Below are 24,942 nucleotides of genomic sequence, written 5' to 3'. Positions count from 1 at the left end.
GGCTCAGCGCGAGATCCATCGCCGAATCCATGAAGAGCTGAAACAACGATTGATAGCCATGCCAAACGCAGAAGTTGCCGCAATGGATCATGGCTGCGGTTTCAGATCGTAGCCGAGCGATTAACGGGTCGAGGGCCTCGTGCCTGACCAGCTCGCACCGTACACGCAGCCTCAACGCATACCAATGGTCAAGACTGGGTCGCTTACGAGGGCGGTCCATGAGGCGACTCCGAGAAAATAAGTGATAATCACTATTATTCTCAGAGCCATCAAAAAAGCGCAAGACTTGGCCGAAACCTGCCTTGGCATTCTCGACGCCAAGGCAGGCATTCATCACGATCCAGCAACAGTCATACGTTCAATCAGTACCGAACCTGTGCGTATGTTGGCCCGGGTATCCACGTCGCTGCCGATAGCCGCGATGCCTTTGAACATGTCGCGAAGGTTGCCGGCGATGGTTACTTCCTGAACCGGGAATTGGATCTCCCCGTTTTCGACCCAATAACCACCTGCACCACGGGAATAATCACCCGTCACCAGATTGAGGCCCTGCCCCATCAACTCGGTGACGAGCAGGCCTCGGCCCATTCGGCGAATCAACGCTTGCTGATCGTCCACGCCGTGGGTGACGTATAGGTTATGAACGCCGCCGGCGTTGGCTGTACTCGGCATTCCGAGCTTTCGCCCGGAGTAGGTACTAAGCACATACGACACGAGTTCTCCGCCCTGCACGAACGGCTTGGCGAAGGTTGCCAGCCCGTCACCATCGAACGCGGCGCTACCCAGTGCACGCGGGATGTGGGGGCGCTCGTCAAGCGTCAGCCATTCAGGGAAGAGGGTCTCGCCTAAAGCGCCTTGAAGGAACGACGATTGACGGTACAGTGCGCCACCGGAAATAGCCGCGAGCAGGTGGCCGAACAAACCTGACGCTAACTCCGCCGCAAAGAGAACCGGTACCTCGCAGGTAGGCACTGGCCGCGCACCGAGCCGTTGCAAGGTGCGCTCACCCGCCTTGCGACCAATCGATTCAGGGCTCGCGAGTTCAGCGCCCAACCGGCTGACGTCATACCAATAATCCCGCTGCATCTGGCCATCACGTTCGCCGATCATGACGCAACTCAGGCTGTGCCGAGTCGAGGCCCAACCGCCGATAAAGCCGTGACTGTTGCCGTAGACGCGGCATCCCTGATGCGTACTGACACTGGTGCCATCCGCGCGAAGACGCTGTGGATCAACGTCGAAGGCAGCGGCTTCGCACGCCAGCGCCTGCTCGATCGCCGCGTCGGGCGAGATATCCCACGGGTGGTAGAGATCCAGATCCGGCAGGGACTCGGCACGCGCCATAAGCTCCGGGCCAGCCAAACCAGCGCTTGCGTCTTCGGAGGCATGCTTTGCGATTGCCAGAGCCGCCGCCACCGTTTCTCGGATGGCGTCGTCGCCGCTCGCCGAGGTACTGGCCGAGCCTTTGCTTTGCCCTACATAAAGGGTAATGCCAAAGCCCTGGTCACGGTTGAACTCGACAGTCTCGACCTCGCGCTGTCGGACGCTTGTGGAAAGACCCTGTTCCAGCGATACCGAGACTTCGCAGGCCGTTGCGCCCTGGCGTTTGGCCTCGGCGAGTATGCGCTCGACGCGCCCTTGCAATTCCGGCAGGGCCTGTGGGCCAACGACGTCTGATGCAGCACTCATATGCTCTCCTGTTTCTTTCTTCCGGCCGCGCCCATGGGCACGACCACTCACGCTGCCCGGCGGACCGGACAAGCGGGATTCGACTGGTTATCATGGCGGCGTTTTTCCATCTGGAACGCCCCATGGCTGATTCTTTCGACGACTTCTCCGAAGAGAAGAGCAAAACCCAAATCAAGCGCGAGCTTCTGGCGCTGCAGGCGTTGGGCGAGCGTCTGACGACTCTCAAGCCCGAAGTGCAAGAACGTTTGCCGCTCAGCGACGACATGCGCCGTGCCCTCGAGGTCGCGCCCAAGCACAAGACCCACATCGCCCGTAAACGCCATATCCAGTACCTGGGCAAGCTGATGCGTGACCAGGACGTGGAAGGCATCCTCGCCATCGTCGATCAGCTCGACAGCTCCACGCGTGAATACAACGAGCGGTTCCATGCGCTGGAGCGCTGGCGGGACCGCTTGATCGCCGGTGACGACGACACACTCGAACAGTTCGTCAGCCAATACCCCGAGACCGATCGGCAGCATTTGCGCGGACTGGTCCGGCATGCGCAGCACGAAGCCGCGCACAACAAGCCCCCTGCCGCCGCGCGCAAGGTATTCAAATACATACGCGAGCTGGACGAGCGTCAGCGCGGACTGCTCTGACACCCGACACGACGCCGGCGCGGAGTTCCTCACGCGCCGGTGCCACCGACCGTAATTGCATCTATCTTCAGCGTAGGCTGCCCTACTCCAACAGGCACCGACTGCCCATCCTTGCCGCACGTGCCTACTCCGCCATCCAGCGCCAAGTCATTGCCGACCATCGAGACGCGGCTCATCGCCTCCGGTCCGTTACCAATCAGCGTTGCTCCCTTTACCGGAGCGGTAATGCGCCCCTCCTCGATCAGATACGCCTCACTGGTCGAGAACACGAATTTCCCGCTGGTAATGTCCACTTGACCGCCGCCCAGGTTGGCGCAATAGATACCCTTCTTCACCGAACGGATGATTTCTTCAGGATCGCTCTCGCCGGCCAGCATGTAGGTGTTGGTCATCCTCGGCATCGTCAGGTGCGCATAGGACTCGCGACGGCCGTTGCCGGTCGCAGGAACGCCCATCAGCCGAGCATTCAACTTGTCCTGCATATACCCTTTGAGAATGCCGTTTTCGATGAGTGTCGTGCACTGCGACGGCGTACCCTCATCGTCGACGCTCAGTGAGCCGCGGCGTCCCTGCAGGGTGCCGTCGTCGACGATGGTGCATAATGACGAAGCGACTTTCTCACCAATGCGGCCGCTGTACGCCGAACTCCCTTTGCGATTGAAATCCCCTTCCAGGCCATGTCCAACGGCTTCGTGCAGCAGCACACCCGACCAGCCCGGCCCTAGCACGACTGGCAAGGTTCCCGCCGGAGCTGCCTTGGCCTCAAGATTGACGAGCGCCTGCCGCAAGGCCTCCCGGGCGTAGCCCATCGCACGCGATTCGCCACCGTCGAGCTTCTCCAGGAAATAGCGGTAGTCCGTTCGACCGCCACCACCTTGTCCTCCACGCTCACGGCGACCGTTCTGCTCCACGATTACGCTGACGTTGAAGCGCACCAGTGGACGGATGTCGGCCGCAAGCCCACCATCGTTGGCTGCAACCAGAACGTGCTCCCAGACACCGGCCATGCTCACCGAGACCTGCTTGATCCGCGGATCCAGTGCACGGGTTGCCTTGTCGATATGCTGTAGAAGTTCGACCTTCTCAGCACGACTGAGCACATCGAGCGGGCTATCCGACTGATATAGCGACGGTGCGGCCGCGGGTGCAAACGCCTGAATGCGGCCTTCGCTCCCAGAGCGTGCGATCGATCGCGCCGCACGCGCAGCCTGGTGTAGCGCTTCCGCCGAAATGGCATTGCTGTAGGCGAAGCCGGTCTTCTCTCCCGACAGCGCACGTACGCCAACGCCCTGGTCAAGATTGAAGCTGCCGTCCTTCACGATGCCATCTTCGAGCATCCATGACTCGGAGATCTGGCTCTGGAAGTAGAGGTCACCCGCGTCGATGCCTGGTCCGGCCAATTCACTTAGAAAAGCGGGCAAGCCTTCGAGGTCAAGCCCACCTGGAGCCAGCAGATGCTGGCTGACAGTTTGCAACGTGTTGCTCATAGTCACTCCGAATCGGGATGGGAGCGCGGCGATAACGCCACGCTGAAACGTTGATGGCGCGCAATAGGCATGCGCGCTCGAAGGGTGTTCAAGGTACTCAGGGACACGGGCGCAACCTGCACGGCTTCGCCAAAAGGCGGCGCCCTATGCGGTTCGCCCCACGGGTCTACGATCATCGAATGGCCGTAGGTGTCGCGCGGCCCCGGATGACGTCCGCCCTGGGCGGCGGCGAGCAGGTAGCACTGCGTTTCGATCGCTCGCGCCCGAACCAGCATTTCCCAATGCGCCGCGCCTGTGATGGCCGTAAACGCGGACGGCACGCTGATCAGCTCGGCCCCGGCATCGCGCAAGGCCGTATAAAGCGCCGGAAACCGGAGGTCGTAACAAATGGAAAGTCCCAGGCGCCCCACTGGCGTATCAAGGACCGTGAGGCTGTCACCGAAACCGAAGTCCGCAGACTCACGATAGCGCCCCCGGTGGTCAGCGACATCCGCATCAAAGAGATGAAGCTTGTCGTACCGCGCGACACGATCGCCACTGTCGTCGTAGACCAGCGACGTGGCTCGGACCTTACCGGTGGAATCATCATCGGGCGGCAAAGGAAGCGTCCCGCCAACAAGCCAAAGCCCCAGTGCGCGTACCGTTTGCGATAGCCAGGGCAGGATTGGCCCCGCCCCTTGCGCTTCAGCTTCTCCGATGCGCTGAAAATCGCGTCGGCCCATGGCGACGAAGTTCTCTGGCAGCACCGCAAGGCATGCACCGTCCTCCGCAGCACGCTCCAACAGGCCACGTGCGGCGCGTAGATTCGCCTGGATATCATCCTGGCTGACCATCTGGATGACGGCTAATGACATGGTGATCCCTTCATCCCTAGTACCCCCAGCTTGCGATGCGACTGGCGCTTTGTAAACGGCCGTCGGGACACGGTGAGGCGTCAAGGCCGCTCGAATGTCATCCTGGGATCACGCAGCGGACCCTCGACCTTGTAGTGCACGCTCGCCATCCGCGAGACGCGATCCCCCAATAGCCGGTCGACCACAAACAGCGCCCCGCCAATTGCGGGCGCGCCCACAATCAGTGCGGCCAGCGGCAGGTTGTTGGTTAACGGCAGTGCCACTGTCATGTCCGCGTCGATGCGCTCCGTGACCATGTCCAGCTTCCCGTCGATCTGGATATTGCTCGATGGGCCATCCAGCGTGATGGGCTTTGCTGTGACGTAGATGCCACGGGTTGCATTCAGCGTACCCTTCACTTCGTCGTAGGCCAGGCCCCTACCCAGAAGGTCTGAAAAGTCCAGCCGCAGACGGCGCCCAATCGCGTTGAAGTTCAGCAAGCCAAATACCCGAAGCGCAGACGCCGAGCCTTCCACCTCGACGAATGCGCCCCGACGCAGCCGTGCATCCATTTGGCCGCTGAATCCCCTGAGGCTGACTGCCGCCGGAGAACCCGGCCAATTGCCATTTACCCCGAGACGAAAATCTTCGCTGGTCGCCGTCGGCGCGAAACCCCAGGCAAGGAGTACCTCGCTCAGATTGCGCCCATCGAGGCGCCCTTCGTAAGCCGTGGTCGTGTTGCCGGCTTGGCCGGTCCAATTCAAAGCGCCGGTGAGCTTGAGACCTTTCTTGAGTTCGAGATCGACATTATCGAACCGAGTACCCCCTGAAATGGGGCGGGCATTGAATGACCAGGCGCCCAGGACGTCCCCGCCCTGCGCGAGTCGATCGATCCGGACGTTCAAGGCCGGTAGCTCCGTAGGGTCGAAATCCTTGAGCGGATCCGGACGATCAGGTGCAGGCACGCTCGTATCGGCCGCGGCCTCGGTCGGAGGCAATTGCAGGCGGCTCAGTGCCACTTCGATGGGCATCTCGCCATCGTCTGCAACAGCGACCGTTCCGATCGCCAGACTGCTATCGAGGCCAATCAACCAACGTGTCGGCTCACGCGCAACCGTCAGGCGGGCATTTTGCGCATCCTGACCGAATGCACGAAGGTGTTGGAAGCGTAGATCTACGCGTCGCAAAAGGCCCGTGTCCGGCTGGCCACGAGGCGCATTACTACCCGAACTGGCCGATGTGCTGGACAGATACCTATCGTTTGCTGCTTGCCAGTCGGACAGTTCAGCATCATCGATACTTCCGGTCACCAGCATGCCTGTCGCGTTTGGCAGTCCGGCCTGCCCGCCGCCCAGACGAAGCTCACCTCGAGCCTTGCGCCAATCGTTGTCAGGCAACGCCAGTGACAGACTGGCCTGATCGTCATAACCCGCCCAGAAGCGCTGCTCGGGTGCCCCGAGCGTCATACGAAACGTGCCCGGTCGCGCCTCGCTCGCCTGTTTGCCAAAGGGCGCCGGAAGATCGATGGTTGTGCCCTCCAGCGTGGAATCCACTTTGAGCTCGCTTCCACTCTCACCCAGGTTCAATACGAGCAGGTACGGAATCCTTCCGGAAGCCGGAATAGGCTGATTGAACTTGAGCCACTGTGTGATCCGCTCAACAGGCATGACGCCATTAGCTTCAATCCGCGTTCGGATCTGGCCGTCACTGCCTTGTGCCTGCAGGCGCCCAGTGAAGGGCTGCCCTAACGCAGTGCCCGTGACCTCCGGCGAGCTGAGTCCGCGCTCGCTATCGAACGTGAAGCGCCCAGTCAGCTGTCCCAGTTCCAGGTCCGGTTCCTTGATCGAGAAGGTCGCACCTCGTGTTTCAAAATTGGCCACGACGCGAGGTGGGATGCCTTTTCGAAATGGGATATCGAGATCAAGATTACCCTTCAACGGCCCATTTCCTCGCCAATCCGTGAAGAGTTTCGCGGGCGGGATCGGCGCGTCCCGCAGCGTCTTGAGCCCATCTGAAAGAGAGCCATCGACCCGTCCTTTCAGCTTGAGACGGACAATTCCATCGGCAGCCTTCGCAATGTCGACATCCACGTCATTGACCCGGCTGTCGAGAATCCGGCCATGAGGCGCAACCACCCGGACGTGGGTGTCCTCGACGAACACCTCGCCCGATGTTTCGCGCAGCAGTGGCCAGCCCTTCTGGTATTCGAGTTCGGCATCGCGGACCTTCGCGTATAGGCTCATCCGCCTGGCGGCGGCCGGACTGGCCTTCTTCAAAGAGCCCTGATACTGAAAGAATCCCTCATCGACCCGGCCGCTGCGGATAGCGGTCGTCAACCACTCGGAGAGCTGAGGCTCTATCGCTGGCGAGCGCGTCGGTATGTAATCGGGTGTATGGCTTGCGTCCCCGTCTCGCAGGCCTACCCGCAGGTCCATGTAGCTTTCGTGATCACGATCACGCTTGAGGCGAATCAGGAAATCGCCGGCCGCGCGGCCTACTGGCCCTTCCACACGAAGGTAATGGCCGGCCAAGGTGAAGGCCTCCTCATCGAAGGTCCACGTCAGGCGCCCTCCGGCGTGATCGTAACGCCAGGGGCGTGGAAACAGGTCAGCCAGGTGCAACATGAAGTCGTCGCTGTTCACATCCAGCGTGCCGCGGTCCAGGCCCCCTTGTACGCTGCCACTGACGTTCTCGGCCGCAGGTGCGCCATGGAATGCACCGAAGCCGACGCGATCGAGATTTGCAGAGACCTGAAGCCGCGACTCAGGCGCTGCCGACGGGGTGAAGCGTGCGTTGATATTGCGTAATACCCCGTGAGGCGCAAGGGCCTTCACCGCGTCGTACGCTGTGGTCGGCAGTGGCGCAAGGGCGAGTGCCAAGGGAGTGAGGGGGGCGAGGTCTACGCGGTCGGCCGCGACTGTCCAAGCCGAAGGCTCATCTCCGTGTGCAGTGTGTTGGCGGATCATCAGATCGACACCGCCCCAACGATCACCGCCAAGAGTCGCCGCCAGGTCGTTGATCTGGATCTGGTAGCCCGCCTCCGCTCGATCAAGAAACGCAGTGACCGAAAGATCCTTGATGCTCGCCGGCGATGCATCGTTTCGAGTGACATTGATATCGCCGGCATTGAGCCGAACTACAGCATGGTCAGCGTTGCCCTTGTCCCAGTCGAGCCATACCTCGGCGCCCGCCTTGAGCGTCTCGACGTGATAGTCCTGCGTCAGACGTGGTGGTATCCAGTCAGCCCAGTCCGCCTGGGGCAGGCTGGCGTAGATCCTGGCGCGGCTCTGCCGTAGATCGTCCCGGGCTAGCTGCCCACGGACGCTCAACGACAACGGCGCGCCGTTGGGCAGGTTCACACGGCCGTCAAGTCGTTGCTCGCCTGATCCGCCGTGCAGCGCGAGATCGATGTAGCTCAGCACGAGCGGCTCCGTACCCTGTGGCTGAAGCGTCAATTGACCATTGCGCACAGCGATGAGCCCGACATGTGACAATGCATCGACTACTCGCGAAGCATCGAAGGGTTCATCGTTCCGTACAGGCAGACCATCGATCCGCCATTGCCCATCTTCGCTCTCATGAAGGGCGAGATGAGCACCTTCAAGCTCGATGCTGGACAGTTTCAGCGCACCGGAGAACACGCTTCCGAGCGCATCGAGCCGCATACCGACTGCGTCGAGCCGGATGGGATTGTCACCACCGCCGAGCTGTACGTCAGTCGCGACGATCCGCGGGACAAGGCCATGCCAGTCGCCTTCCAATGCACCGATGTGCGCCGGCATACCCGTTGCCTCGACGATCTTCGCTTCGACGTCGGCACGGTACTCGGCTACCAGCGGGATCATCTGGCGACCAATGCTGACGATCAGCGCGAGCACCATGATCGATACCGCAGCCGTACCGATCACCCACCGGATGGCGCGCCGTCCCCATCCGGGCATTCGGGTCATCCCATGCTTACCGTCATAGCAGCACCACGTCGTACTGTTCCTGTGAATACATGCTTTCGACCTGGAATTTCAGCGTTCGACCGATGAACATCTCCAGATCGGCCACATTGCCCGACTCCTCATCGAGCAGGCGGTCGACGACCTTTTGATTGGCAAGAACCAGGTAGCCCTCAGCCTGGTAGGCCCGCGCTTCGCGCAGGATTTCGCGAAAGATCTCGTAGCACACCGTTTCAGGGGTCTTCAGGCTGCCCCTACCCTGGCAATGACTGCACGGCTCGCACAGCACCTGCTCCAGGCTTTCACGGGTTCGCTTGCGCGTCATCTGGACCAGCCCAAGCTCGGTGATGCCAATGATGTTCGTCTTGGCATGATCGCGCTCAAGCTGCTTCTCGAGCATGCGCAGGACCTGGCGTTGATGGTCCTCGTCTTCCATGTCGATGAAATCGATGATGATGATGCCGCCAAGATTGCGCAGCCGCAGCTGCCGCGCAATCGCCGTCGCGGCTTCCAGGTTGGTCTTGAAGATGGTCTCTTCAAGGGTCCGGTGGCCCACGAAGGCTCCGGTATTGACATCGATCGTCGTCATCGCCTCGGTTGGATCGATGATCAGATAACCACCCGACTTGAGCAGAACCTTGCGATCGAGCGCCTTTTGAATCTCGTCTTCGACGCCATACAGATCGAAGATAGGGCGTTCGCCGGGATAATGCTCCAGCCGGTCCGAGACCTCAGGCATGAGCTCGCCTACGAACTGGCAGGCCTTCTGGAAGGTTTCCCGCGAATCGATGCGGATCTTCTCCATCCTTGGATTTACCAGATCGCGAAGGGTGCGCAGCGCAAGCGTGAGGTCATCGTAGATGACCGCTGGCGCGTTCACGGTGTGCATCTGGGCATTGATCTGGTCCCACAGCCGACGCAGGTAGCGGATGTCCGCCAGGATGTCTTCGGCCCGCGCACCATCAGCAGCCGTGCGAAGGATGAAGCCGCCCGACTCTTCGATGCGCTCGGCGGCTACACAGTCGGCGACGATCTTCTTCAAACGCTCGCGCTCGGCTTCGTCCTCAATCTTGAGAGAGATGCCAACATGACTCGTCTTCGGCATATAAACGAGGTAACGCGAAGGGACGGACAAATGGGTGGTCAGCCGCGCCCCCTTGGTGCCAATCGGGTCCTTGGTCACCTGCACCACCAATGCCTGGCCTTCCTGGACCAGCGCGCTGATCGTTTCGGCATTGCCCTCACGGGCCGAAATCTCGGACGCATGAATGAAGGCCGCCCGTTCGAGACCGATGTCGACAAAGGCAGCCTGCATCCCGGGAAGTACCCGGACCACCTTGCCCTTGTAGATGTTGCCCACGATACCTCGGCGCTGCGTACGCTCGACGTGAACTTCTTGAAGTACACCGTTCTCCACCACCGCGACCCGAGACTCCATCGGGGTGATGTTCATCAGAATTTCTTCACTCATGGCACGTCGTCCAATGTTTGCCAACAGGAAATGCCTGCCTGGGCCAGCAGCTCTGCGGTCTCGCATAGCGGTAAGCCGACGACCGAGGAATAGCTGCCCTCGATGTAGCGTACGAAGATGGCGGCGAGACCCTGAATGCCGTACCCGCCTGCCTTGTCGACCGGCTCGCCTGTCGCCCAATATGCTTCCCGCTCTGCCGGGGCTATGTGGCGAAAATGCACCCGCGTTCGCACGACGCGCACATTACAGCCCGCGCCCGTATGGACCGCGACCGCGGTCAGGACTTCATGCTCACGTCCTGACAAACGCTCGAGCATCTGCAAGCCGTCCGCCCGGTTCGACGGCTTGCCCAGTATCTGACCATCGGCCACCACCGCAGTGTCAGCCCCTATAACGACTGACCCGGCCTGCAATTTCGCCTGTACGGCGCTCGTCTTTTCGCGCGCAAGACGAGCGACATAGGTATCAGCAGGTTCATTGCGAAGCGGTGTCTCATCGATGTCGGCGACTCGAATCTCGAAGCGAACACCGATCTGCTGGAGAAGTTCGCGGCGGCGAGGTGAGGCAGAAGCAAGATAGAGCGTAGTGGGATTAGTCATGCGTCGTGCTCCAGGGCCGATCATCGGCCAAGGATGCGGACGCCGAGGCCAAGCGATGGCCGCGCGGAATTTGCCGGTGCTTATTGGCCATACGAAAGCCCTCCTTGTTTATCGTCAGCGCTCACCTGTGCCTTCCGAGGCGGCAGCAGGCGCGAGCTGGCGCCGCGCTTCTAACTGATACGGAAGCGCTGATGCAGGCCTCGCAACGCGACCAGCACCCAGGGCCACAGCAGCGCACTGACCACGGCCGGCAATATGAACGCCAGTGTCGGCGCGCGGCTCCCCGTCAAGGCATGAAGCCAGAGCTGGACGAGCTGGGCGAGTCCATAGACTACCAGCAGAACGAGGCACTGCTGCCACATTGGAAACATTCGCAAACGCTGCTGGAGGGAAAGTACCAGGAAAGTCACCAGCGTCAGAATCAGCGCGTTCTGTCCCAGCGGCGTTCCATAGAGGACGTCCTCTGCCAAGCCAAGCACCCAGGCTGTTGTCATGCCAACCCGTTGCGGCAGGGCAAGCGTCCAATAGGTGAGAAATAGTGCCAGCCAGAGAGGTCGGCCGATCTGCATGAACTTAGGGAGTGGCGCAACGCTGAGCAACAGCGCAATAGCGAACGTCAACCAGATCAACCACAGGCGATTGGAGGACGCGGCCATCAGCGATCATCTCCTGCCGGTATCGGCTGCGCGCCCCCAGGAGCGGGAGCATCAGCGGGACGCGACTCGGGTGGATGCTCAGCCGGATCTCGGCCTTGCGCAGCAGCTTCCCGATCAGCTTTTTCCTGGGCCAAAGCAGCGTCGTTGGCACGTTGCTCGGGAGAGCGCGTGTCGGTGAAAACCACGAGTACATAACGGCTGCGATTGAGCGCCGCAGTGGGAACGGCACGGACGATCGCGAACGGCTGGCCGGAGTCGTGAATCACCTCTTTAACCGTCGCCACCGGGTAGCCTGCCGGGAAACGCTGACCCAGCCCCGAACTCACCAGCAGATCGCCCTCGCGAATGTCAGCGGTATCGGCTACATGGCGCAGCTCGAGGCTCTCTGGATTACCTGTACCGACCGCGATCGAGCGTAGCCCATTGCGATTGACCTGGACGGGAATACTATGCGTCGTGTCCGTAAGCAACAGCACCCGAGCGGTGTATGGCATGACCTCGACAACCTGCCCCATCAGACCGGTCGCGTCGAGTACAGGCTGGCCGATGGCAACACCGTCGCGCTCGCCCTTGTCGATAAGTATTCGATGAGTGAAGGGGTTGGGGTCGACACCAATGAGCTCGCCAACCAGTACCTTGTCATCGACCAGAGCCGACGAGTTGAGAAGTTCGCGAAGGCGTACGTTCTGCTCGGTGAGGGCTGCCAGCTTTTGCAGTCGGCGCTGAGTAAGCAATGCCTCAGCCTTGAGTTTCTCATTCTCGGCCAAAAGCTCGCTGCGACTGCTGAACTGTTCGTTGACCCCGGTCCATACCCGCGAAGGCAGGTTGGTGATGGTATAGAGCTCGCTGAGCACGAGGCCCATCTGGCTGCGGAGTGGCCGCAGGGTTTCGAACCGGGAGTCGAACACCATCAGCCCGACCGATAGCACGGCAAGCACCAATAAATGGATCCCGAACGAAGGACCCTTGGCGAAGAGCATCGGTTTGATGGCGGTAACCTCGCATCGACGACCGGGCCCGGAATACCGGGCCCAATCATGCGTTCTCGTGACGTGCGCCCGCTGGCCTGCAGCAAACGGGCGTGGAACCTGTACCGTCAGTGTCGCCGAAGCGACCGACTCATTCGGTGGACAGCAGGTCCATCGCGTGACGATCCATCATCTCGAGCGCACGACCACCACCACGCGCCACGCACGTCAACGGATCTTCGGCAACGATTACAGGCAGACCGGTTTCCTGCGCCAGCAGCTTGTCGAGGTCACGCAGCAAGGCGCCGCCGCCGGTCAGTACCAGACCACGCTCGGCGATGTCGGATGCCAGCTCCGGCGGAGACTGCTCGAGGGCACTCTTCACCGCCTGAACGATTGTCGCCAGGGATTCCTGAAGTGCCTCGAGCACTTCCCCGGAATTGAGCGTGAAGCTGCGTGGCACACCTTCGGCCAGGTTACGACCGCGAACGTCGATCTCCCGCAGCTCGGCGCCCGGGAAGGCAGCACCGATTTCCTGCTTGATCCGCTCGGCTGTGGACTCACCGATAAGGCTGCCGTAGTTGCGGCGAACGTAGGTCACGATGGACTCGTCGAAACGATCACCACCGACGCGTACGGATTCGGCATACACAACGCCATTGAGAGAAATCAGCGCAATTTCCGTGGTACCGCCGCCGATATCGACGACCATGGAGCCACGAGCCTCTTCGACGGGCAGTCCAGCGCCGATCGCAGCAGCCATTGGTTCCTCGATAAGGAAGACCTCGCGAGCACCGGCACCGAGGGCCGATTCACGAATGGCGCGGCGCTCGACCTGTGTCGACTTGCAGGGCACGCAGATCAGAACCCGCGGCGAAGGCTGCAGGAAGCTGTTTTCATGAACCTTGTTGATGAAGTACTGCAGCATCTTTTCACAGACGCTGAAATCGGCAATCACACCATCTTTCATGGGGCGGATGGCGGAGATATTGCCCGGCGTACGGCCGAGCATGCGCTTGGCATCAGTACCGACTGCAACGACGCTCTTCTGGTTGCCGTGATTACGAATGGCTACTACCGAAGGTTCGTTGAGGACGATGCCGCGATCGCGCACATAAATAAGGGTGTTGGCCGTACCCAGGTCGATCGACAGATCGCTTGAGAACATGCCACGGAGTTTTTTGAACATGGAGATGAAGACCCTAGACGAAGCGCGGGAAAAACGCTGGGTAAAAAGTGCGGCAAACTCTAACAACGACGAACCTTTTGGGCAAGGCGGCCACTATGCTAAATTGCGAGCTTTTCCGGGCCGTCCGCTCCATGAACGCGGCGTAATGGCACGCGTTCGGCGCGATGATTCGCCCCGCGCCCTCACCGAGCCCCGGTTCGTTCGGCATGATCGGTACGCGATTCATGTACCGCCTGGTCCGGTAATCGCCTTGACGCAGTGGCGGCCCCTTGCAAACGCGCATCTCGCTGGAGAATCCGATGACGCTTGAACGCTCCGACGTTGAAAAGATCGCCCACTTGGCCCGTCTGGGCCTGGCAGAGGCTGATCTGCCCCGCACCACCCAGACCCTCAACAATATCCTCGGATTGATCGACGCCATGCAGGCCGTCGATACCGACGGCGTCGCTCCGCTGGCCCATCCACTGGAAACGACCCAACGCCTGCGGCCCGATGTCGTTACTGAGGAAAACCGCCGCGACCGCTACCAGGCTGTCGCGCCGGCCGTGGAAAACGGCCTATACCTCGTCCCGAAAGTGATCGAATAAGGAAAAGGGTTCGCCATGCATCACATGACTCTGGCCGAGATTTCCCGCGGCCTGAAGGACAAGCAGTTCTCGTCCGAAGAACTCACCCGAGCCCTGCTGGCACGTATTGCCACGCTCGATCCGCGCCTCAACAGTTTCATTACCGTCAGTGAAGAGCTTGCCCTCTCCCAGGCCCGGGCGGCCGACGGCCGGCGTGCGGCTGGCGAGGATGGCGCCCTGCTCGGCGCCCCAATCGCCCACAAGGACCTGTTCTGCACCAATGGGGTCCTCACGACCTGCGGCTCGAAGATGCTGCACGATTTCAAGGCCCCCTACGACGCCACCGTTGTGGAAAAACTGGCTGCCACCGGTACCGTCACACTCGGCAAGCTGAACATGGACGAGTTCGCCATGGGCTCGGCCAACGAATCGAGCCACTTCGGCCCGGCACGTAACCCGTGGGACACCGATCGCGTTCCAGGGGGTTCCTCCGGTGGCTCCGCTGCGGCCGTCGCAGCGCGACTGCTACCGGCAGCGACCGGTACCGACACGGGCGGATCGATACGCCAGCCGGCAGCCTTGACCAATCTCACCGGTCTGAAGCCGACCTATGGCCGTGTTTCCCGTTGGGGCATGGTGGCCTACGCGTCGAGTCTCGATCAGGGCGGCCCCATGGCGCGAACGGCCGAAGACTGCGCTCTGATGCTGGGCGCAATGGCAGGCTTCGACCCCAAGGACTCGACAAGCGTCGATCAGCCGGTCGACAACTACCTTGCATCGCTGGCTCAGCCACTCACGGGGCTGAAGATCGGTTTGCCCAAGGAATATTTCGGGGCCGGTCTCGACCCGCGAATCGCGGACGCCGTCATGGCGGTGGTCGACCAACTCAAGGCCCTTGGCGCGTCGGTCAAGGAAATCAGTCTGCCTAATCTGCAGCATGCGATTCCGGCGTACTACGTGATTGCGCCAGCCGAGGCGAGCTCCAACCTTTCGCGGTTCGATGGCGTACGCTTCGGCTACCGGTGTGAAGATCCGAAAGACCTCACCGACCTTTACCTGCGCTCCCGCGCTGAAGGCTTCGGTGACGAGGTCAAGCGTCGCATCATGGTCGGCGCCTATGCCCTCTCGGCGGGTTACTACGACGCGTATTACCTCAAGGCCCAGAAAATCCGCCGCCTTGTGAAAAACGATTTCGTTGCTGCCTTCGAAGATGTTGATGTCATTCTTGGGCCAACCACGCCGAACCTTGCGTGGAAGATTGGTGAAAAAGGTGATGACCCCGTGTCCGCCTATCTTGAGGACATCTACACCATCACGGCGAACCTGGCGGGCATCCCCGGCCTGTCGATGCCGGCGGGCTTCATTGACGGCCTGCCTGTCGGCGTCCAACTGCTTGCGCCCTATTTCCAGGAAGGTCGCCTGTTGAATGTAGCCCATCAGTACCAACAGGTAACAGATTGGCACACCCGGATGCCCGAAGGCTTTTGAATCACGGTGAAGCGCCGGCAGGCCGGCGCGTGAGATGAGCACGGGACCGCATGCGCGGTAAACGAGTTTAGTGAGGCTGTTTTGCCGCCCCCGTGGCGGAGCAAACAGGCTCTGAGGACGACAGATGCAATGGGAAACCGTTATCGGGCTTGAGATTCACGCTCAGCTCGCCACCCAATCGAAGATTTTCTCGGGAAGCGCCACGACCTTTGGCGCCGAGCCGAATACCCAGGCAAGCCTGGTGGACCTCGGCATGCCAGGCGTGCTGCCTGTACTCAACGGGGAAGCCGTTCGCATGGCGTGCCAGTTCGGGTTGGCCATCGACGCCGAGATCGGCGAGCGTAATGTCTTCGCCCGCAAGAACTACTTCTACCCCGACCTTCCAAAGGGCTACCAGACCAGCCAGATGGATCATCCCATCGTGGGCAAGGGTCATCTCGACATCACACTCGAAGACGGGACCGTCAAGCGCATCGGCATCACGCGGGCGCACCTGGAGGAGGACGCAGGCAAGAGCCTGCACGAAGACTTCCAGGGCATGAGCGGCATCGACCTGAACCGCGCCGGTACGCCGCTGCTTGAGATTGTGTCCGAGCCGGATATCCGCAGCGCCAAGGAAGCGGTGGCGTATGTGAAGGCGATTCACGCCCTGGTGCGCTACCTCGGGATCTGCGACGGTAACATGGCTGAAGGTTCGTTGCGCTGCGACTGCAACGTCTCGGTTCGCCCGAAGGGTCAGGAAGCGTTCGGCACCCGTGCCGAGATCAAGAACGTCAACTCGTTCCGCTTCATCGAGAAAGCGATCAATCACGAGATACAGCGTCAGATCGAATTGATCGAGGACGGCGGCAAGGTCGTTCAGGAAACTCGCCTTTACGATCCGAACAAGGACGAAACCCGTTCGATGCGAGGCAAGGAAGAAGCGAACGACTACCGTTACTTCCCCTGCCCTGACCTGCTTCCTGTCGTAATCGAGCGCAGCTTCCTCGAGACGCTTCGCGGTCAGCTGCCGGAACTGCCCGTCCAAAAGCGCGAGCGCTTCGAAGCCCAGTTCGGCCTTTCGGCCTACGATGCCAGCGTGCTGTCGGCAAGCCGTGAAATGGCGGATTACTTTGAAGCGGTGGAAAAGACCTGTGGGGACGCCAAGCTGGCGGCCAACTGGGTCATGGGTGAACTCTCCAGCCTGCTGAACAAGGAAGATCTGGATATCGAGCAGTCGCCGGTCTCGGCCGAGCAGCTCGGCGGAATGATCCTGCGCATAAAAGACGACACGATTTCCGGAAAGATCGCCAAGATGGTGTTCGAGGCGCTCGCCAATGGCGAGGGTGCGACGGCAGACGAGATCATCGAGAAGAAAGGCCTCAAGCAGGTCACCGACAGCGGCGCCATCGAAGCGATGCTCGACGAAGTCCTTGCGGCAAACGCCGCGCAGGTTGAGCAGTACCGTGCCAGTGACGAGGCCAAGCGGGGCAAGATGTTCGGTTTCTTCGTGGGACAGGCCATGAAGGCGTCCAAGGGCAAGGCCAACCCTGGCCAGGTCAACGCGCTGCTCAAGCAAAAACTCGAAGGCTGAAGCAAGAACGCATGACCGGGCCTGTATCCGGTCATGCATCACCTGCCTATCCCTGCAAACGGTTACAGATCGCCTCCGGGTCAGGCCGAACGCACCGCTTCGCTCACGGTCGATAGGCGAGTTTCAGCAAACGCTCGGGTCATGATGCCTCGTACTTTCCTAACGTCATCCTTATTCGTCCTTGCGCTGCTTTCGGGCTGCGTGGGCCAGCCGTCCGGCACCGTCGATCCACACGGCTACACCGCCGTTGGCCAAGCATCGTGGTACGGTCGCAATCATCACGGCAAGCGAACGGCCAGCGGTGAGCGATTCAACCAGAACAGCCTCACCGCCGCACACCGGACACTTCCCTTCGGCACCGAACTCCGCGTGACGAACCTGAGCAATGACCGGAGCGTGATCGTACGCATAAATGACCGCGGCCCTTATGGCCGGGGGCGCATTATCGATGTCTCGCGAAAGGCTGCCGAAGCGCTCGGCATGGTGAGTACCGGAACAGCACGCGTAAGGCTGGAGTCGCTAGCCCCATGAATGGCGTACCCTGCGCGCTTCAGGCTTGAAGGCACGGGACCATGTCGCCCTCCATCTATGTACTCATCGCTGTCGGACTGACACTGCTTTCGCTAGGTGCCTATGGCTTGTTCCAGGGGACGCGGCGCGTCTTGGCCGGTACGCGACTCCCTGTGGCACTCACAGGCATCCTCCTCGCGCTCGCCATTGCAGCGCCCGAACTCTCAGTGGCAATAAGGGCTGCGCTGGAAGGCAAAGGCGATCTCGCCATTGGCAACGCAATCGGCACGCCCCTGATCAATCTTTCACTGGTGCTGGGTGCGGTGGCTTTCCTCCTGCCAATCCACACCACCTTCAAGGACGTTTGGTGGCATCCCGTTGCACTGGGGATCGCAGGGGTCGGATTCGCCTGGCTAGCCCTGGACGGGCAACTGACCCATGGCGAAGGTGCACTGATGACTGTCGGATGGAGTGCCTACACGCTGGTCGTCCTGAGGCACCGTGAACGTAACGGGCTGGTCTCGGAGAGGGCGGTTACCTCGCAGGCGACCTCACGCCCGGCGCGCCGTTTGCCACTGCTCTGGAACCTCTTCATGGTCGCAGCGGGTGCGGTTTTCATCGTGCTTGGTGCCGACGCGCTGGTGCGTGGCGCTACCGAGCTTGGGGTAGCCCTCGGACTGTCCGAACTTGTAGTAGGCCTGACCGTGATTGCAGCCGGAACAGCGCTTCCAGAATTCGTGCTTTGCCTGGTGGCCGCCTACCGTGGCCAACATGCCGCGGTCGTATCGATCCTGTTCGGTAGCGCACTGACCAGCCTTCTGCTGGCGACCGGACTGGCCACCTTCGTGAACTCGATTGGCTTATCCATATCCCCAAATGCCCTGGCACTCGACCTACCGTTGATGCTGACCGTGTTGGCAGTTGCGCCATTCCTGATACTTACGGGCACCGTAGGCCGCCTGACTGGCCTTGCTCTCGTCGCCGCTTACGGCGCCTATCTTCTCTACCTGGCTTTGTTTTCTACAGGCATGCCGCAACTGACCGCCTACCGCCACATGCTACTGACCTACGCAATGCCGGCGGCGGGGATGCTCCTTCTGGCGCGACTGGCTTGGCATTACGTCCGCAGCCGACGCGGCTAGTTCGCGGGCCCAACGCCAGGCCCCTTCTGCGAAAACCACACGGTACCCCTTCACACAGCGCCTGCAGTCAATAGCCAACGTTATTGCCGCATGGGCATACGATCAATCGTGACAAAAATGTCCTGTGCGTTCACACCGCCCTCTTCCTTGACCTTGATTCCGCCGTCCTTGCCAATCAGGTAAACCGTAGCCGGGCCGTCCGGCTTGGCATCGAGCGCATCGAGCAGCGCAGCGGCCTGATCCGGCTTCAACGGCTTGTCATTGCGCGTGGCGCGCCCCTCCACCACCCGGTACAGCACCATTTCACGCTCGACGAACGCCTCGCGATTGGCAGGTTCGTTGAGCTCATCGTTCAGGCTCTGCAGGACGGGGTCTTCCGGCGTCGGCACTACGACCACCAGCGGCCTGTAGCTCCAGCGATCGCCTTGTAACGGATTAACTTCGTCCGCCATGGCATGAGCCCCCAGAGAGACGGCGGCGAACCCCGCCACGGCGCACAGAAAGGATCTCATCTCGAAGTACTCCTCGTGACATCAGCTCAACGGATGACCCGGGTGCCCTCGTAATGGTTCGCTTGGGAGGAGCGGATCGGATGCGAAGACGCCGCGCGCCGCTTTGCACGGCCCAGCGCATGTTGCGTCAGATCCAGCCGCCGAATTGCAACACGATGATGCCGATGTTGGTTGTGACGACGGCCATCAGCGTTGTGATGACGATAATGGCAGCGGCGAGCTCATCGTTACTGTTGAAGGCGCGGGCCATGACGAAACTGGCGGCCGCGGTCGGCGCTGCGAAATACAGGAAGAGTACGCCGAGATCAGCACCACGAAAGCCGAGGATCCAGGCAATCGTGGTGAGCACGATGGGCATCCACACCATCTTCACCAGGCTCGCGTCCATTGCCACCTTGCTGCTTTTGCGCAGCGATGCCAACGACAACGTGCCACCAATACAGATCAAGGCCAACGGCAGGGTCAGCTGTGCAAAGTAATGGCCGGACGTGAGGATCCACTCCGGGATCGGGATACGAAAGACGGCGAAAGGAATGGCTGCCAGGACGCCGATGATGAGCGGGTTACCAATGATGCTCTTGAACAGGCTCCACGGGTCTGCCTTCGCCGTAGGGCTATAGACAGCCAGCACGATGGCGGACAGGCTGTTGAAGAAGATGATCACGACGCCGGCGAGAATACTGCCGAGGGAAAGGCCGTACGCACCATACATGCTGGTGGCAAGGGCCAGACCAATAATGCCGTTGTTACCCCGGAATGCCCCCTGCGTGAACACGCCGCGGTCTGCCTCGGGACATCGCCAGATCGCCCAACCCCACGCCAGCAGGAAGCCGAGCACGGAGGCAATGCTGAAGTAGATCATCACGCCCCATTGCAGCCCCGCGTCCATGTCGACTTCGACGATGCCCAGGAACAGAAGGGTCGGCATCGTTCCATTGAACACCAGCCGCGACGCCATGTTGATAAAGGCAGTATCGATCGCCCCGACCCGCTTCAGGAACACCCCGATGAACAGCATCGAGAATACCGGGGCAGTAATGGCGAGGGTCTGGCTGAAGATGGCGAACATGGGCCTGGCTTTCGGGAAAAGGGCTCAGACGAGCCGAGGGGCAGCGGCGATACGGATTTGCGCTGCCATTCGTCGAAACGACCGGCAGCGCAGAAAATCCTTAGCGGCGGACGGGTCGCTTCTGCAGCTTGCGCTGCAACGTCCGGCGATGCATACCCAGGGCACGCGCGGTCGCCGAGATATTGCCATCATGCTCGTTCAGAACCCGCTGGATGTGCTCCCACTGTAGCCGGTCGACTGACATCGGATTGTCCGGCACCAGCGTATCCAGGTCCGCATGCTCGGAAAGAAGCGCTGTCACCACGTCGTCCGCATCGGCGGGTTTGCACAGGTAATTACACGCACCGCGCTTGATGGCCTCAACCGCCGTCGCAATGCTTGAGTACCCGGTCAGGATGACGACGCGCATTTCCGGATCCAGCTCGAGGAGGCGAGGCAATAGAACGAGCCCGGAGTCGCCTTCCATCTTCAGATCCAGGACCGCACAGTCGGGCATATCCTGGCGAGCCAGCAACAGACCTTCTTCAGCAGAACCGGCCGTGCTTACACGAAAGCCGCGTCGGCTCATCGCGCGCGCCATCACACGGGTAAAGGTCGGGTCGTCGTCGACCAACAGCAGGTGAGGCAGATCCTCGCCCTCGATCGAATGCTCTTCACTCATTACACGTCTCCCGGAACAGCGTGTGGCAGGCGCAGCTCGGTCAGCGTGCCACCGCCCTGCTGGTTATAGAGTTTGACGGATCCGCCGGCGCGGGTGACGCTGGCCTGGCTGAGGAAAAGGCCCAGCCCGAATCCCTTGCCATTGCTACCTTTGGTTGTGATGAAGGGTTTACCGATCTGATCGGCGATGTGCAAGGGCACGCCGCTGCCATGGTCGCGGATGCGGATGTACGTTCCCTCTTCATCCCAGCCGAGATAAATCTCCAGATCGTCTGGGCAGGCGTCAGCCGCGTTGTTCAACAGGTTGAGCAATGCCTGGCTCAGGTCCGGTGGCGGTGCAAGCCGAGGGGCTTCGCCCTCGCCTTCGCATTGAAAACGATAGGTCACTTCCGGGCGCATGAGGTGCCACCGCTGCAGCACCGCATGAGTCCACACCTTCACGCTTTGAAACTCGACCGCCTGGCGGCGTTCGGCCTCCGCCGCGCGGACCAGCTGCTGCAGGCTTTCCTTGCACTGCTTGACCTGCTCCTGAAGGACGGAAAGGTCCTCCTGTAGTTGCGGGTCGTCATGCTCCTGGCGAAGTTCATTGAGCAGCACACTCATGGTCGCCAACGGCGTACCCAACTCGTGGGCAGCGCCGGCCGCCTGGGTCGCGACCGCCAGCAATTGCTGATCTCGCAGATCCGCCTCGCTTCGCGCGGCACGGCGGAGCTCCTGGCGGCGTAGCTCTTCGGCCATGCGTGCGGCAAAGAACGTGATCAGCGCCGCTGACAGGGCGAAGCTCAACCACATGCCGTAGATCAGCAGCGACTCGCGGCGCACGATCACGGTTTCGAACGGATGGGACCAGATCAGCAGCAACGTGTAGGACGCCAGCGCAAGGCCCGAGAGCACGACCGTGAAGAGCCAGGGCAGCGTCGCCGCCGCGATGGTCAGTGGCACAAGGTAATACGATACGAACGGGTTGATCGCGCCGCCCGTGTAGTAAAGCAGCACGCTGTGGATGATCAGATCGCAGGCCAGCTGAGCAGCGTATTCGAGCTCGGTGACAGGCCATGGCCCGCGCAGGCGGATCACAGTGGCGAAACACAGGCACAGCGAGACACACAGCGTGATGGAGAGTGGCAGCCAGGGCAGATTGAGCAGCCCTGTCAGGTAGGCAAGCCCGACGGATCCGGCCTGTGCGGCAAGAACCAACAAGCGAATGAGGGTGAGCCGCCATAGGTTCTGATGGCTGGCGGAAAGCAACTGGACGGGTGCGAGCATATCGTCTCCGGAAGGGGGATGAAGTATAACCAAGACGTGTCCCGCCCCGGCCGCTTGCGGCAACGCGTCGCACGGCCATCGTAACCCGGTTACGCTGAACGGAACGCATTGCCCGCGGTCTTTGAACCACGCTTTGTCCGGGGTCCATCAGCCCTGACGGGAATCGTCCACAAGGAGATGTCATGTCCGGCTTTACACGCTTCGTCCCTGCTCTGGCCGCTGGCCTTATCGCTGCACAGACCCTACCCGCCGTGGCCGACGAGGCCCGTTACAATCAGATCACCCTTCGTGCCGACGTGTCGCACCAAGTCGCTCGGGATCGTATGCAGGTATCGCTCTATACCGAGGCGCAGGATGCAGATCCCGCCAAACTCGCTGCCCAGATCACCAAGACGCTGAACACCACGTTGGCTGACGCACGCCAGGTAAAGGGCGTCGAAGTCAGCCAGGGTAGCCGCAGCAGTTACCCAATCTACGACGACAAGGGCCAGAAGATCACTGGCTGGCGCGAGCGCGCCAGCATCCAGCTGGAAAGCGGCGACTTCGCGGCGCTGTCCGACCTGACTGGCAAGTTGCTCGGCCAGCTCAGCATGGGAAGCATGAGCTTCAGCGTTTCGGACGAGGCCCGCAAGCGCACGGAAGATGCGCTCATCCGCGAAGCCGTAGATGCCTTCAAGGCACGCGCGCAGCTGGCGACCGACGCCCTGGGCGGGTCGTCCTACAAGATCGTCAGCCTGAACCTGAACACCTCCGGCTTCCAACCGCCGCTTCGCATGCAGGCAATGGCCAAGTCCGCCCGCATGGAAGACGCCACGCCGGATATCGAAGCGGGGAACAGCGATATCGGCGCCAACGCCGATGGTGTGATCGAGGTGCAGATGCCCTGAGCGGGGCCTTTGCCACTCAGGCGCGTCGCTCGAAGTTGTAAGGATGCGACATCTGGTGTCGATGTCGCCTCTCACCCCCCGGGCGGGCATATCGCGTGCATATCGAAACCAGCCGCGGCTTGCGGCCTCTCAACACCACGACCAATGACAAGAGGTGAAAATGCGCAAAACCGCTCTGGTACATGCCGTGTTCGCCGCCGGGTTTGCCTTGGGCATCCCGGCCGCACATGCCGCTGACACACTGGTCTTCTGCTCGGAAGCGAGCCCTGCCGGCTTCGACCCCGCGCTCTATACCTCCGGCACCGAATTCGATGCGGCAGCTGAAACCGTCTTCAACCGGCTTACACAGTTCAAGCGCGGCAGCACCGAAATCGTGCCTGGCCTGGCGGACCGCTGGGAAACCAGTGAAGACGGCCTCGTCTACACCTTCCATCTGCGTGGAGGCGTCAAGTTCCATACCACGGACTATTTCACACCGACCCGCGAACTCAACGCGGACGATGTCCTGTTCACGTTCCAGCGCATGCTGGATCGCGATCATCCCTTCCGTAAGGCGTATCCGACCGAATTTCCCTACTTCACCGGCATGAGCATGGACAAGAACATCGCCAAGGTGGAGAAGGTCGACGATCGCACTGTGAAGTTTACGCTCAAGGCCGTGGACGCCGCCTTCATCCAGAACGTCGCCATGAGCTTCGCCTCGATCCAGTCCGCTGAATACGCCAACAAGCTGCTGACCGAAGGCAAGCCACAGGAAATCAACCAAAAACCGATCGGGACCGGCCCGTTCGTGTTCAGCCGTTACCAAAAAGATGCGGTAATCCGTTACCGCGGTAACAAGGAATACTGGAATCCAGAGGATGTGAAGCTCGATAACCTCATCTTCGCCATCACAACGGACCCATCCGTGCGGATGCAGAAGCTGCGGGCAGGCGAATGCCAGGTCACACTCAACCCCCGCCCGGCCGAACTCGAAGGCCTCAAGGCGGACAAGAATCTTCAGATGCCCGAGCAGCCTGGTTTCAATCTGGGCTACATCGCCTATAACGTGGAGCACGAGCCGTTCGACAAGCCGGAAGTGCGGAAGGCACTCGACATGGCGGTCAACAAGAAGGCAATCATCGACGCGGTGTACCAGGGTGCGGGCCAGGTCGCGGTCAACGCGATGCCCCCTACCCAGTGGTCATACGATGATGGCATCAAGGACGCCAGCTTTGATCCCGAAGAGGCCAAGCAACTGCTTAGTGACAACGGCGTAGCGGAAGGCACCGAGGTCACGCTCTGGGCCATGCCGGTGCAGCGCCCCTACAACCCGAATGCCCGGCTCATGGCCGAAATGCTTCAGTCCGACTGGGCAAAGATCGGCCTGAAGGTCCGTATCGTCAGCTATGAATGGGGCGAATATCTCAAGCGAGCCAAGGCCGGAGAGCACGACATCATGCTGATCGGCTGGACCGGCGACAACGGCGACCCGGACAACTGGCTCGGCACGCTATACGGTTGTGATGCCATCAATGGCAACAACTACAGCCGCTGGTGTGACCAGCGTTACGATAGCCTGATCAAGGAAGCCCGCACGCTTACCGACCAGGAGAAGCGCACGGCCCTGTACAAGCAGGCGCAGGGCATTCTCAAGGAGGAAGCGGCCATCACGCCTGTCGCGCATTCCACGGTCTACCAACCGATGAGCAATCGCGTGAAGGACTTCAAGATCAGCCCGTTCGGCATCAACTCGTTTTACGGCGTCAGCGTCGAGTGACCGACCGCCGGCCCTGCCAAGGCAGGGCCG

21 protein-coding genes are annotated in these 24,942 nt (G+C 61.0%); 8 read left to right on the top strand and 13 right to left on the bottom strand.

Translation table 11 applies throughout. The annotated features are described in order from the left end of the window. Positions 1-333: 333 nt before the first annotated feature. Positions 334-1,689 carry a metalloprotease PmbA gene (gene pmbA / locus ACY8D3_RS02735; protein ID WP_462381497.1) on the bottom strand — a complete coding sequence of 452 codons (1,356 nt, stop codon included), beginning with the start codon at positions 1,687-1,689 and terminating at the stop codon, positions 334-336. Positions 1,690-1,811: 122 nt separating this feature from the next. Here pmbA and yjgA point away from each other — a divergent pair, with 122 nt between their 5' ends. Then, positions 1,812-2,330 carry a ribosome biogenesis factor YjgA gene (gene yjgA, locus ACY8D3_RS02730; RefSeq protein WP_462381496.1) on the top strand — a complete coding sequence of 173 codons (519 nt, stop codon included), beginning with the start codon at positions 1,812-1,814 and terminating at the stop codon, positions 2,328-2,330. Positions 2,331-2,359: 29 nt separating this feature from the next. On the opposite strand, the gene tldD is transcribed toward yjgA, so the two are convergent. The 8 genes from tldD to mreB all read right to left on the bottom strand — a co-directional run bounded on the left by tldD (position 2,360) and on the right by mreB (position 13,480). Further along, positions 2,360-3,817 (bottom strand): metalloprotease TldD, encoded by a 1,458-nt coding sequence (tldD, locus tag ACY8D3_RS02725; protein ID WP_462381495.1) that lies wholly within the window; start codon positions 3,815-3,817, stop codon positions 2,360-2,362. A 2-nt stretch (positions 3,818-3,819) separates the two neighbouring features. After that, a complete protein-coding gene (locus tag ACY8D3_RS02720; RefSeq protein WP_462381494.1) occupies positions 3,820-4,671 on the bottom strand; it encodes a carbon-nitrogen hydrolase family protein in 852 nt (283 codons plus the stop codon). Positions 4,672-4,751: 80 nt separating this feature from the next. Then, on the bottom strand, positions 4,752-8,600 hold the full coding sequence (locus tag ACY8D3_RS02715) for a YhdP family protein (protein ID WP_462381493.1): 3,849 nt from the start codon (positions 8,598-8,600) through the stop codon (positions 4,752-4,754). Positions 8,601-8,613: 13 nt separating this feature from the next. Continuing rightward, positions 8,614-10,068, bottom strand: coding sequence for a ribonuclease G (rng, locus tag ACY8D3_RS02710; RefSeq protein WP_462381492.1), 1,455 nt, complete (start codon positions 10,066-10,068; stop codon positions 8,614-8,616). Further along, positions 10,065-10,667 carry a Maf family protein gene (locus ACY8D3_RS02705; RefSeq protein WP_462381491.1) on the bottom strand — a complete coding sequence of 201 codons (603 nt, stop codon included), beginning with the start codon at positions 10,665-10,667 and terminating at the stop codon, positions 10,065-10,067. The genes rng and ACY8D3_RS02705 overlap by 4 nt, the downstream gene beginning before the upstream one ends. Before the next feature lie 170 nt (positions 10,668-10,837). Further along, positions 10,838-11,323: a rod shape-determining protein MreD gene (gene mreD, locus ACY8D3_RS02700; RefSeq protein ID WP_462381490.1), complete on the bottom strand. Its 486-nt coding sequence runs from the start codon at positions 11,321-11,323 to the stop codon at positions 10,838-10,840. Continuing rightward, a complete protein-coding gene (mreC, locus tag ACY8D3_RS02695; protein WP_462384208.1) occupies positions 11,323-12,261 on the bottom strand; it encodes a rod shape-determining protein MreC in 939 nt (312 codons plus the stop codon). The genes mreD and mreC overlap by 1 nt, the downstream gene beginning before the upstream one ends. A 181-nt stretch (positions 12,262-12,442) precedes the next feature. Continuing rightward, positions 12,443-13,480: a rod shape-determining protein MreB gene (gene mreB / locus ACY8D3_RS02690; protein ID WP_462381489.1), complete on the bottom strand. Its 1,038-nt coding sequence runs from the start codon at positions 13,478-13,480 to the stop codon at positions 12,443-12,445. 299 nt (positions 13,481-13,779) lie between these two features. Here mreB and gatC point away from each other — a divergent pair, with 299 nt between their 5' ends. From gatC to ACY8D3_RS02665, 5 genes are all read left to right on the top strand, one after another. Next, complete coding sequence (gatC, locus tag ACY8D3_RS02685; protein ID WP_462381488.1) at positions 13,780-14,067, top strand: Asp-tRNA(Asn)/Glu-tRNA(Gln) amidotransferase subunit GatC; 288 nt, start codon at positions 13,780-13,782, stop codon at positions 14,065-14,067. A 15-nt stretch (positions 14,068-14,082) separates the two neighbouring features. Next, positions 14,083-15,534, top strand: coding sequence for an Asp-tRNA(Asn)/Glu-tRNA(Gln) amidotransferase subunit GatA (gene gatA, locus ACY8D3_RS02680; RefSeq protein WP_462381487.1), 1,452 nt, complete (start codon positions 14,083-14,085; stop codon positions 15,532-15,534). Between the two features lie 124 nt (positions 15,535-15,658). Continuing rightward, a complete protein-coding gene (gene gatB / locus ACY8D3_RS02675; RefSeq protein ID WP_462381486.1) occupies positions 15,659-17,107 on the top strand; it encodes an Asp-tRNA(Asn)/Glu-tRNA(Gln) amidotransferase subunit GatB in 1,449 nt (482 codons plus the stop codon). Positions 17,108-17,251: 144 nt separating this feature from the next. After that, positions 17,252-17,638, top strand: coding sequence for a septal ring lytic transglycosylase RlpA family protein (locus ACY8D3_RS02670; RefSeq protein ID WP_462381485.1), 387 nt, complete (start codon positions 17,252-17,254; stop codon positions 17,636-17,638). A gap of 41 nt (positions 17,639-17,679) precedes the next feature. Further along, positions 17,680-18,759 (top strand): sodium:calcium antiporter, encoded by a 1,080-nt coding sequence (locus ACY8D3_RS02665; RefSeq protein ID WP_462381484.1) that lies wholly within the window; start codon positions 17,680-17,682, stop codon positions 18,757-18,759. A gap of 80 nt (positions 18,760-18,839) precedes the next feature. On the opposite strand, the gene ACY8D3_RS02660 is transcribed toward ACY8D3_RS02665, so the two are convergent. The 4 genes from ACY8D3_RS02660 to ACY8D3_RS02645 all read right to left on the bottom strand — a co-directional run bounded on the left by ACY8D3_RS02660 (position 18,840) and on the right by ACY8D3_RS02645 (position 22,266). Continuing rightward, positions 18,840-19,271, bottom strand: a complete 432-nt coding sequence (locus ACY8D3_RS02660; protein ID WP_462381483.1) for a DUF4174 domain-containing protein — start codon at positions 19,269-19,271, stop codon at positions 18,840-18,842. Positions 19,272-19,398: 127 nt separating this feature from the next. Further along, positions 19,399-20,340 carry an AEC family transporter gene (locus ACY8D3_RS02655; RefSeq protein WP_462381482.1) on the bottom strand — a complete coding sequence of 314 codons (942 nt, stop codon included), beginning with the start codon at positions 20,338-20,340 and terminating at the stop codon, positions 19,399-19,401. A gap of 100 nt (positions 20,341-20,440) precedes the next feature. Continuing rightward, complete coding sequence (locus ACY8D3_RS02650) at positions 20,441-21,001, bottom strand: response regulator transcription factor (protein WP_462381481.1); 561 nt, start codon at positions 20,999-21,001, stop codon at positions 20,441-20,443. Further along, a complete protein-coding gene (locus ACY8D3_RS02645; RefSeq protein WP_462381480.1) occupies positions 21,001-22,266 on the bottom strand; it encodes an ATP-binding protein in 1,266 nt (421 codons plus the stop codon). The genes ACY8D3_RS02650 and ACY8D3_RS02645 overlap by 1 nt, the downstream gene beginning before the upstream one ends. 182 nt (positions 22,267-22,448) lie before the next feature. Between ACY8D3_RS02645 and ACY8D3_RS02640 the strand changes: the two genes are divergently transcribed. After that, positions 22,449-23,153: an SIMPL domain-containing protein gene (locus ACY8D3_RS02640; RefSeq protein WP_462381479.1), complete on the top strand. Its 705-nt coding sequence runs from the start codon at positions 22,449-22,451 to the stop codon at positions 23,151-23,153. A gap of 160 nt (positions 23,154-23,313) precedes the next feature. After that, the gene (locus ACY8D3_RS02635) at positions 23,314-24,912 is read left to right on the top strand and encodes an ABC transporter substrate-binding protein (protein ID WP_462381478.1); all 1,599 of its coding nucleotides are present in this window, start codon (positions 23,314-23,316) and stop codon (positions 24,910-24,912) included. Positions 24,913-24,942 lie beyond the last annotated feature (30 nt).

The sequence above is a fragment of the Pseudomonas sp. Marseille-QA0892 genome (assembly GCF_054950135.1).
The sequence above is the reverse complement of the archived record's forward strand: the minus strand, read 5'-3'. Positions and strand labels throughout refer to the sequence as shown.

Excerpts from the sequence above, each read along its gene's own strand:
- pmbA (WP_462381497.1), bottom strand. The coding sequence starts at position 1,689 with ATGAGTGCTGCATCAGACGTCGTTGGCCCACAGGCCCTGCCGGAATTG.
- yjgA (WP_462381496.1), top strand. The coding sequence starts at position 1,812 with ATGGCTGATTCTTTCGACGACTTCTCCGAAGAGAAGAGCAAAACCCAA.
- tldD (WP_462381495.1), bottom strand. The coding sequence starts at position 3,817 with ATGAGCAACACGTTGCAAACTGTCAGCCAGCATCTGCTGGCTCCAGGT.
- ACY8D3_RS02720 (WP_462381494.1), bottom strand. The coding sequence starts at position 4,671 with ATGTCATTAGCCGTCATCCAGATGGTCAGCCAGGATGATATCCAGGCG.
- ACY8D3_RS02715 (WP_462381493.1), bottom strand. The coding sequence starts at position 8,600 with ATGACCCGAATGCCCGGATGGGGACGGCGCGCCATCCGGTGGGTGATC.
- rng (WP_462381492.1), bottom strand. The coding sequence starts at position 10,068 with ATGAGTGAAGAAATTCTGATGAACATCACCCCGATGGAGTCTCGGGTC.
- ACY8D3_RS02705 (WP_462381491.1), bottom strand. The coding sequence starts at position 10,667 with ATGACTAATCCCACTACGCTCTATCTTGCTTCTGCCTCACCTCGCCGC.
- mreD (WP_462381490.1), bottom strand. The coding sequence starts at position 11,323 with ATGGCCGCGTCCTCCAATCGCCTGTGGTTGATCTGGTTGACGTTCGCT.
- mreB (WP_462381489.1), bottom strand. The coding sequence starts at position 13,480 with ATGTTCAAAAAACTCCGTGGCATGTTCTCAAGCGATCTGTCGATCGAC.
- gatC (WP_462381488.1), top strand. The coding sequence starts at position 13,780 with ATGACGCTTGAACGCTCCGACGTTGAAAAGATCGCCCACTTGGCCCGT.
- gatA (WP_462381487.1), top strand. The coding sequence starts at position 14,083 with ATGCATCACATGACTCTGGCCGAGATTTCCCGCGGCCTGAAGGACAAG.
- gatB (WP_462381486.1), top strand. The coding sequence starts at position 15,659 with ATGCAATGGGAAACCGTTATCGGGCTTGAGATTCACGCTCAGCTCGCC.
- ACY8D3_RS02670 (WP_462381485.1), top strand. The coding sequence starts at position 17,252 with ATGCCTCGTACTTTCCTAACGTCATCCTTATTCGTCCTTGCGCTGCTT.
- ACY8D3_RS02665 (WP_462381484.1), top strand. The coding sequence starts at position 17,680 with ATGTCGCCCTCCATCTATGTACTCATCGCTGTCGGACTGACACTGCTT.
- ACY8D3_RS02660 (WP_462381483.1), bottom strand. The coding sequence starts at position 19,271 with ATGAGATCCTTTCTGTGCGCCGTGGCGGGGTTCGCCGCCGTCTCTCTG.
- ACY8D3_RS02655 (WP_462381482.1), bottom strand. The coding sequence starts at position 20,340 with ATGTTCGCCATCTTCAGCCAGACCCTCGCCATTACTGCCCCGGTATTC.
- ACY8D3_RS02650 (WP_462381481.1), bottom strand. The coding sequence starts at position 21,001 with ATGAGTGAAGAGCATTCGATCGAGGGCGAGGATCTGCCTCACCTGCTG.
- ACY8D3_RS02645 (WP_462381480.1), bottom strand. The coding sequence starts at position 22,266 with ATGCTCGCACCCGTCCAGTTGCTTTCCGCCAGCCATCAGAACCTATGG.
- ACY8D3_RS02640 (WP_462381479.1), top strand. The coding sequence starts at position 22,449 with ATGTCCGGCTTTACACGCTTCGTCCCTGCTCTGGCCGCTGGCCTTATC.
- ACY8D3_RS02635 (WP_462381478.1), top strand. The coding sequence starts at position 23,314 with ATGCGCAAAACCGCTCTGGTACATGCCGTGTTCGCCGCCGGGTTTGCC.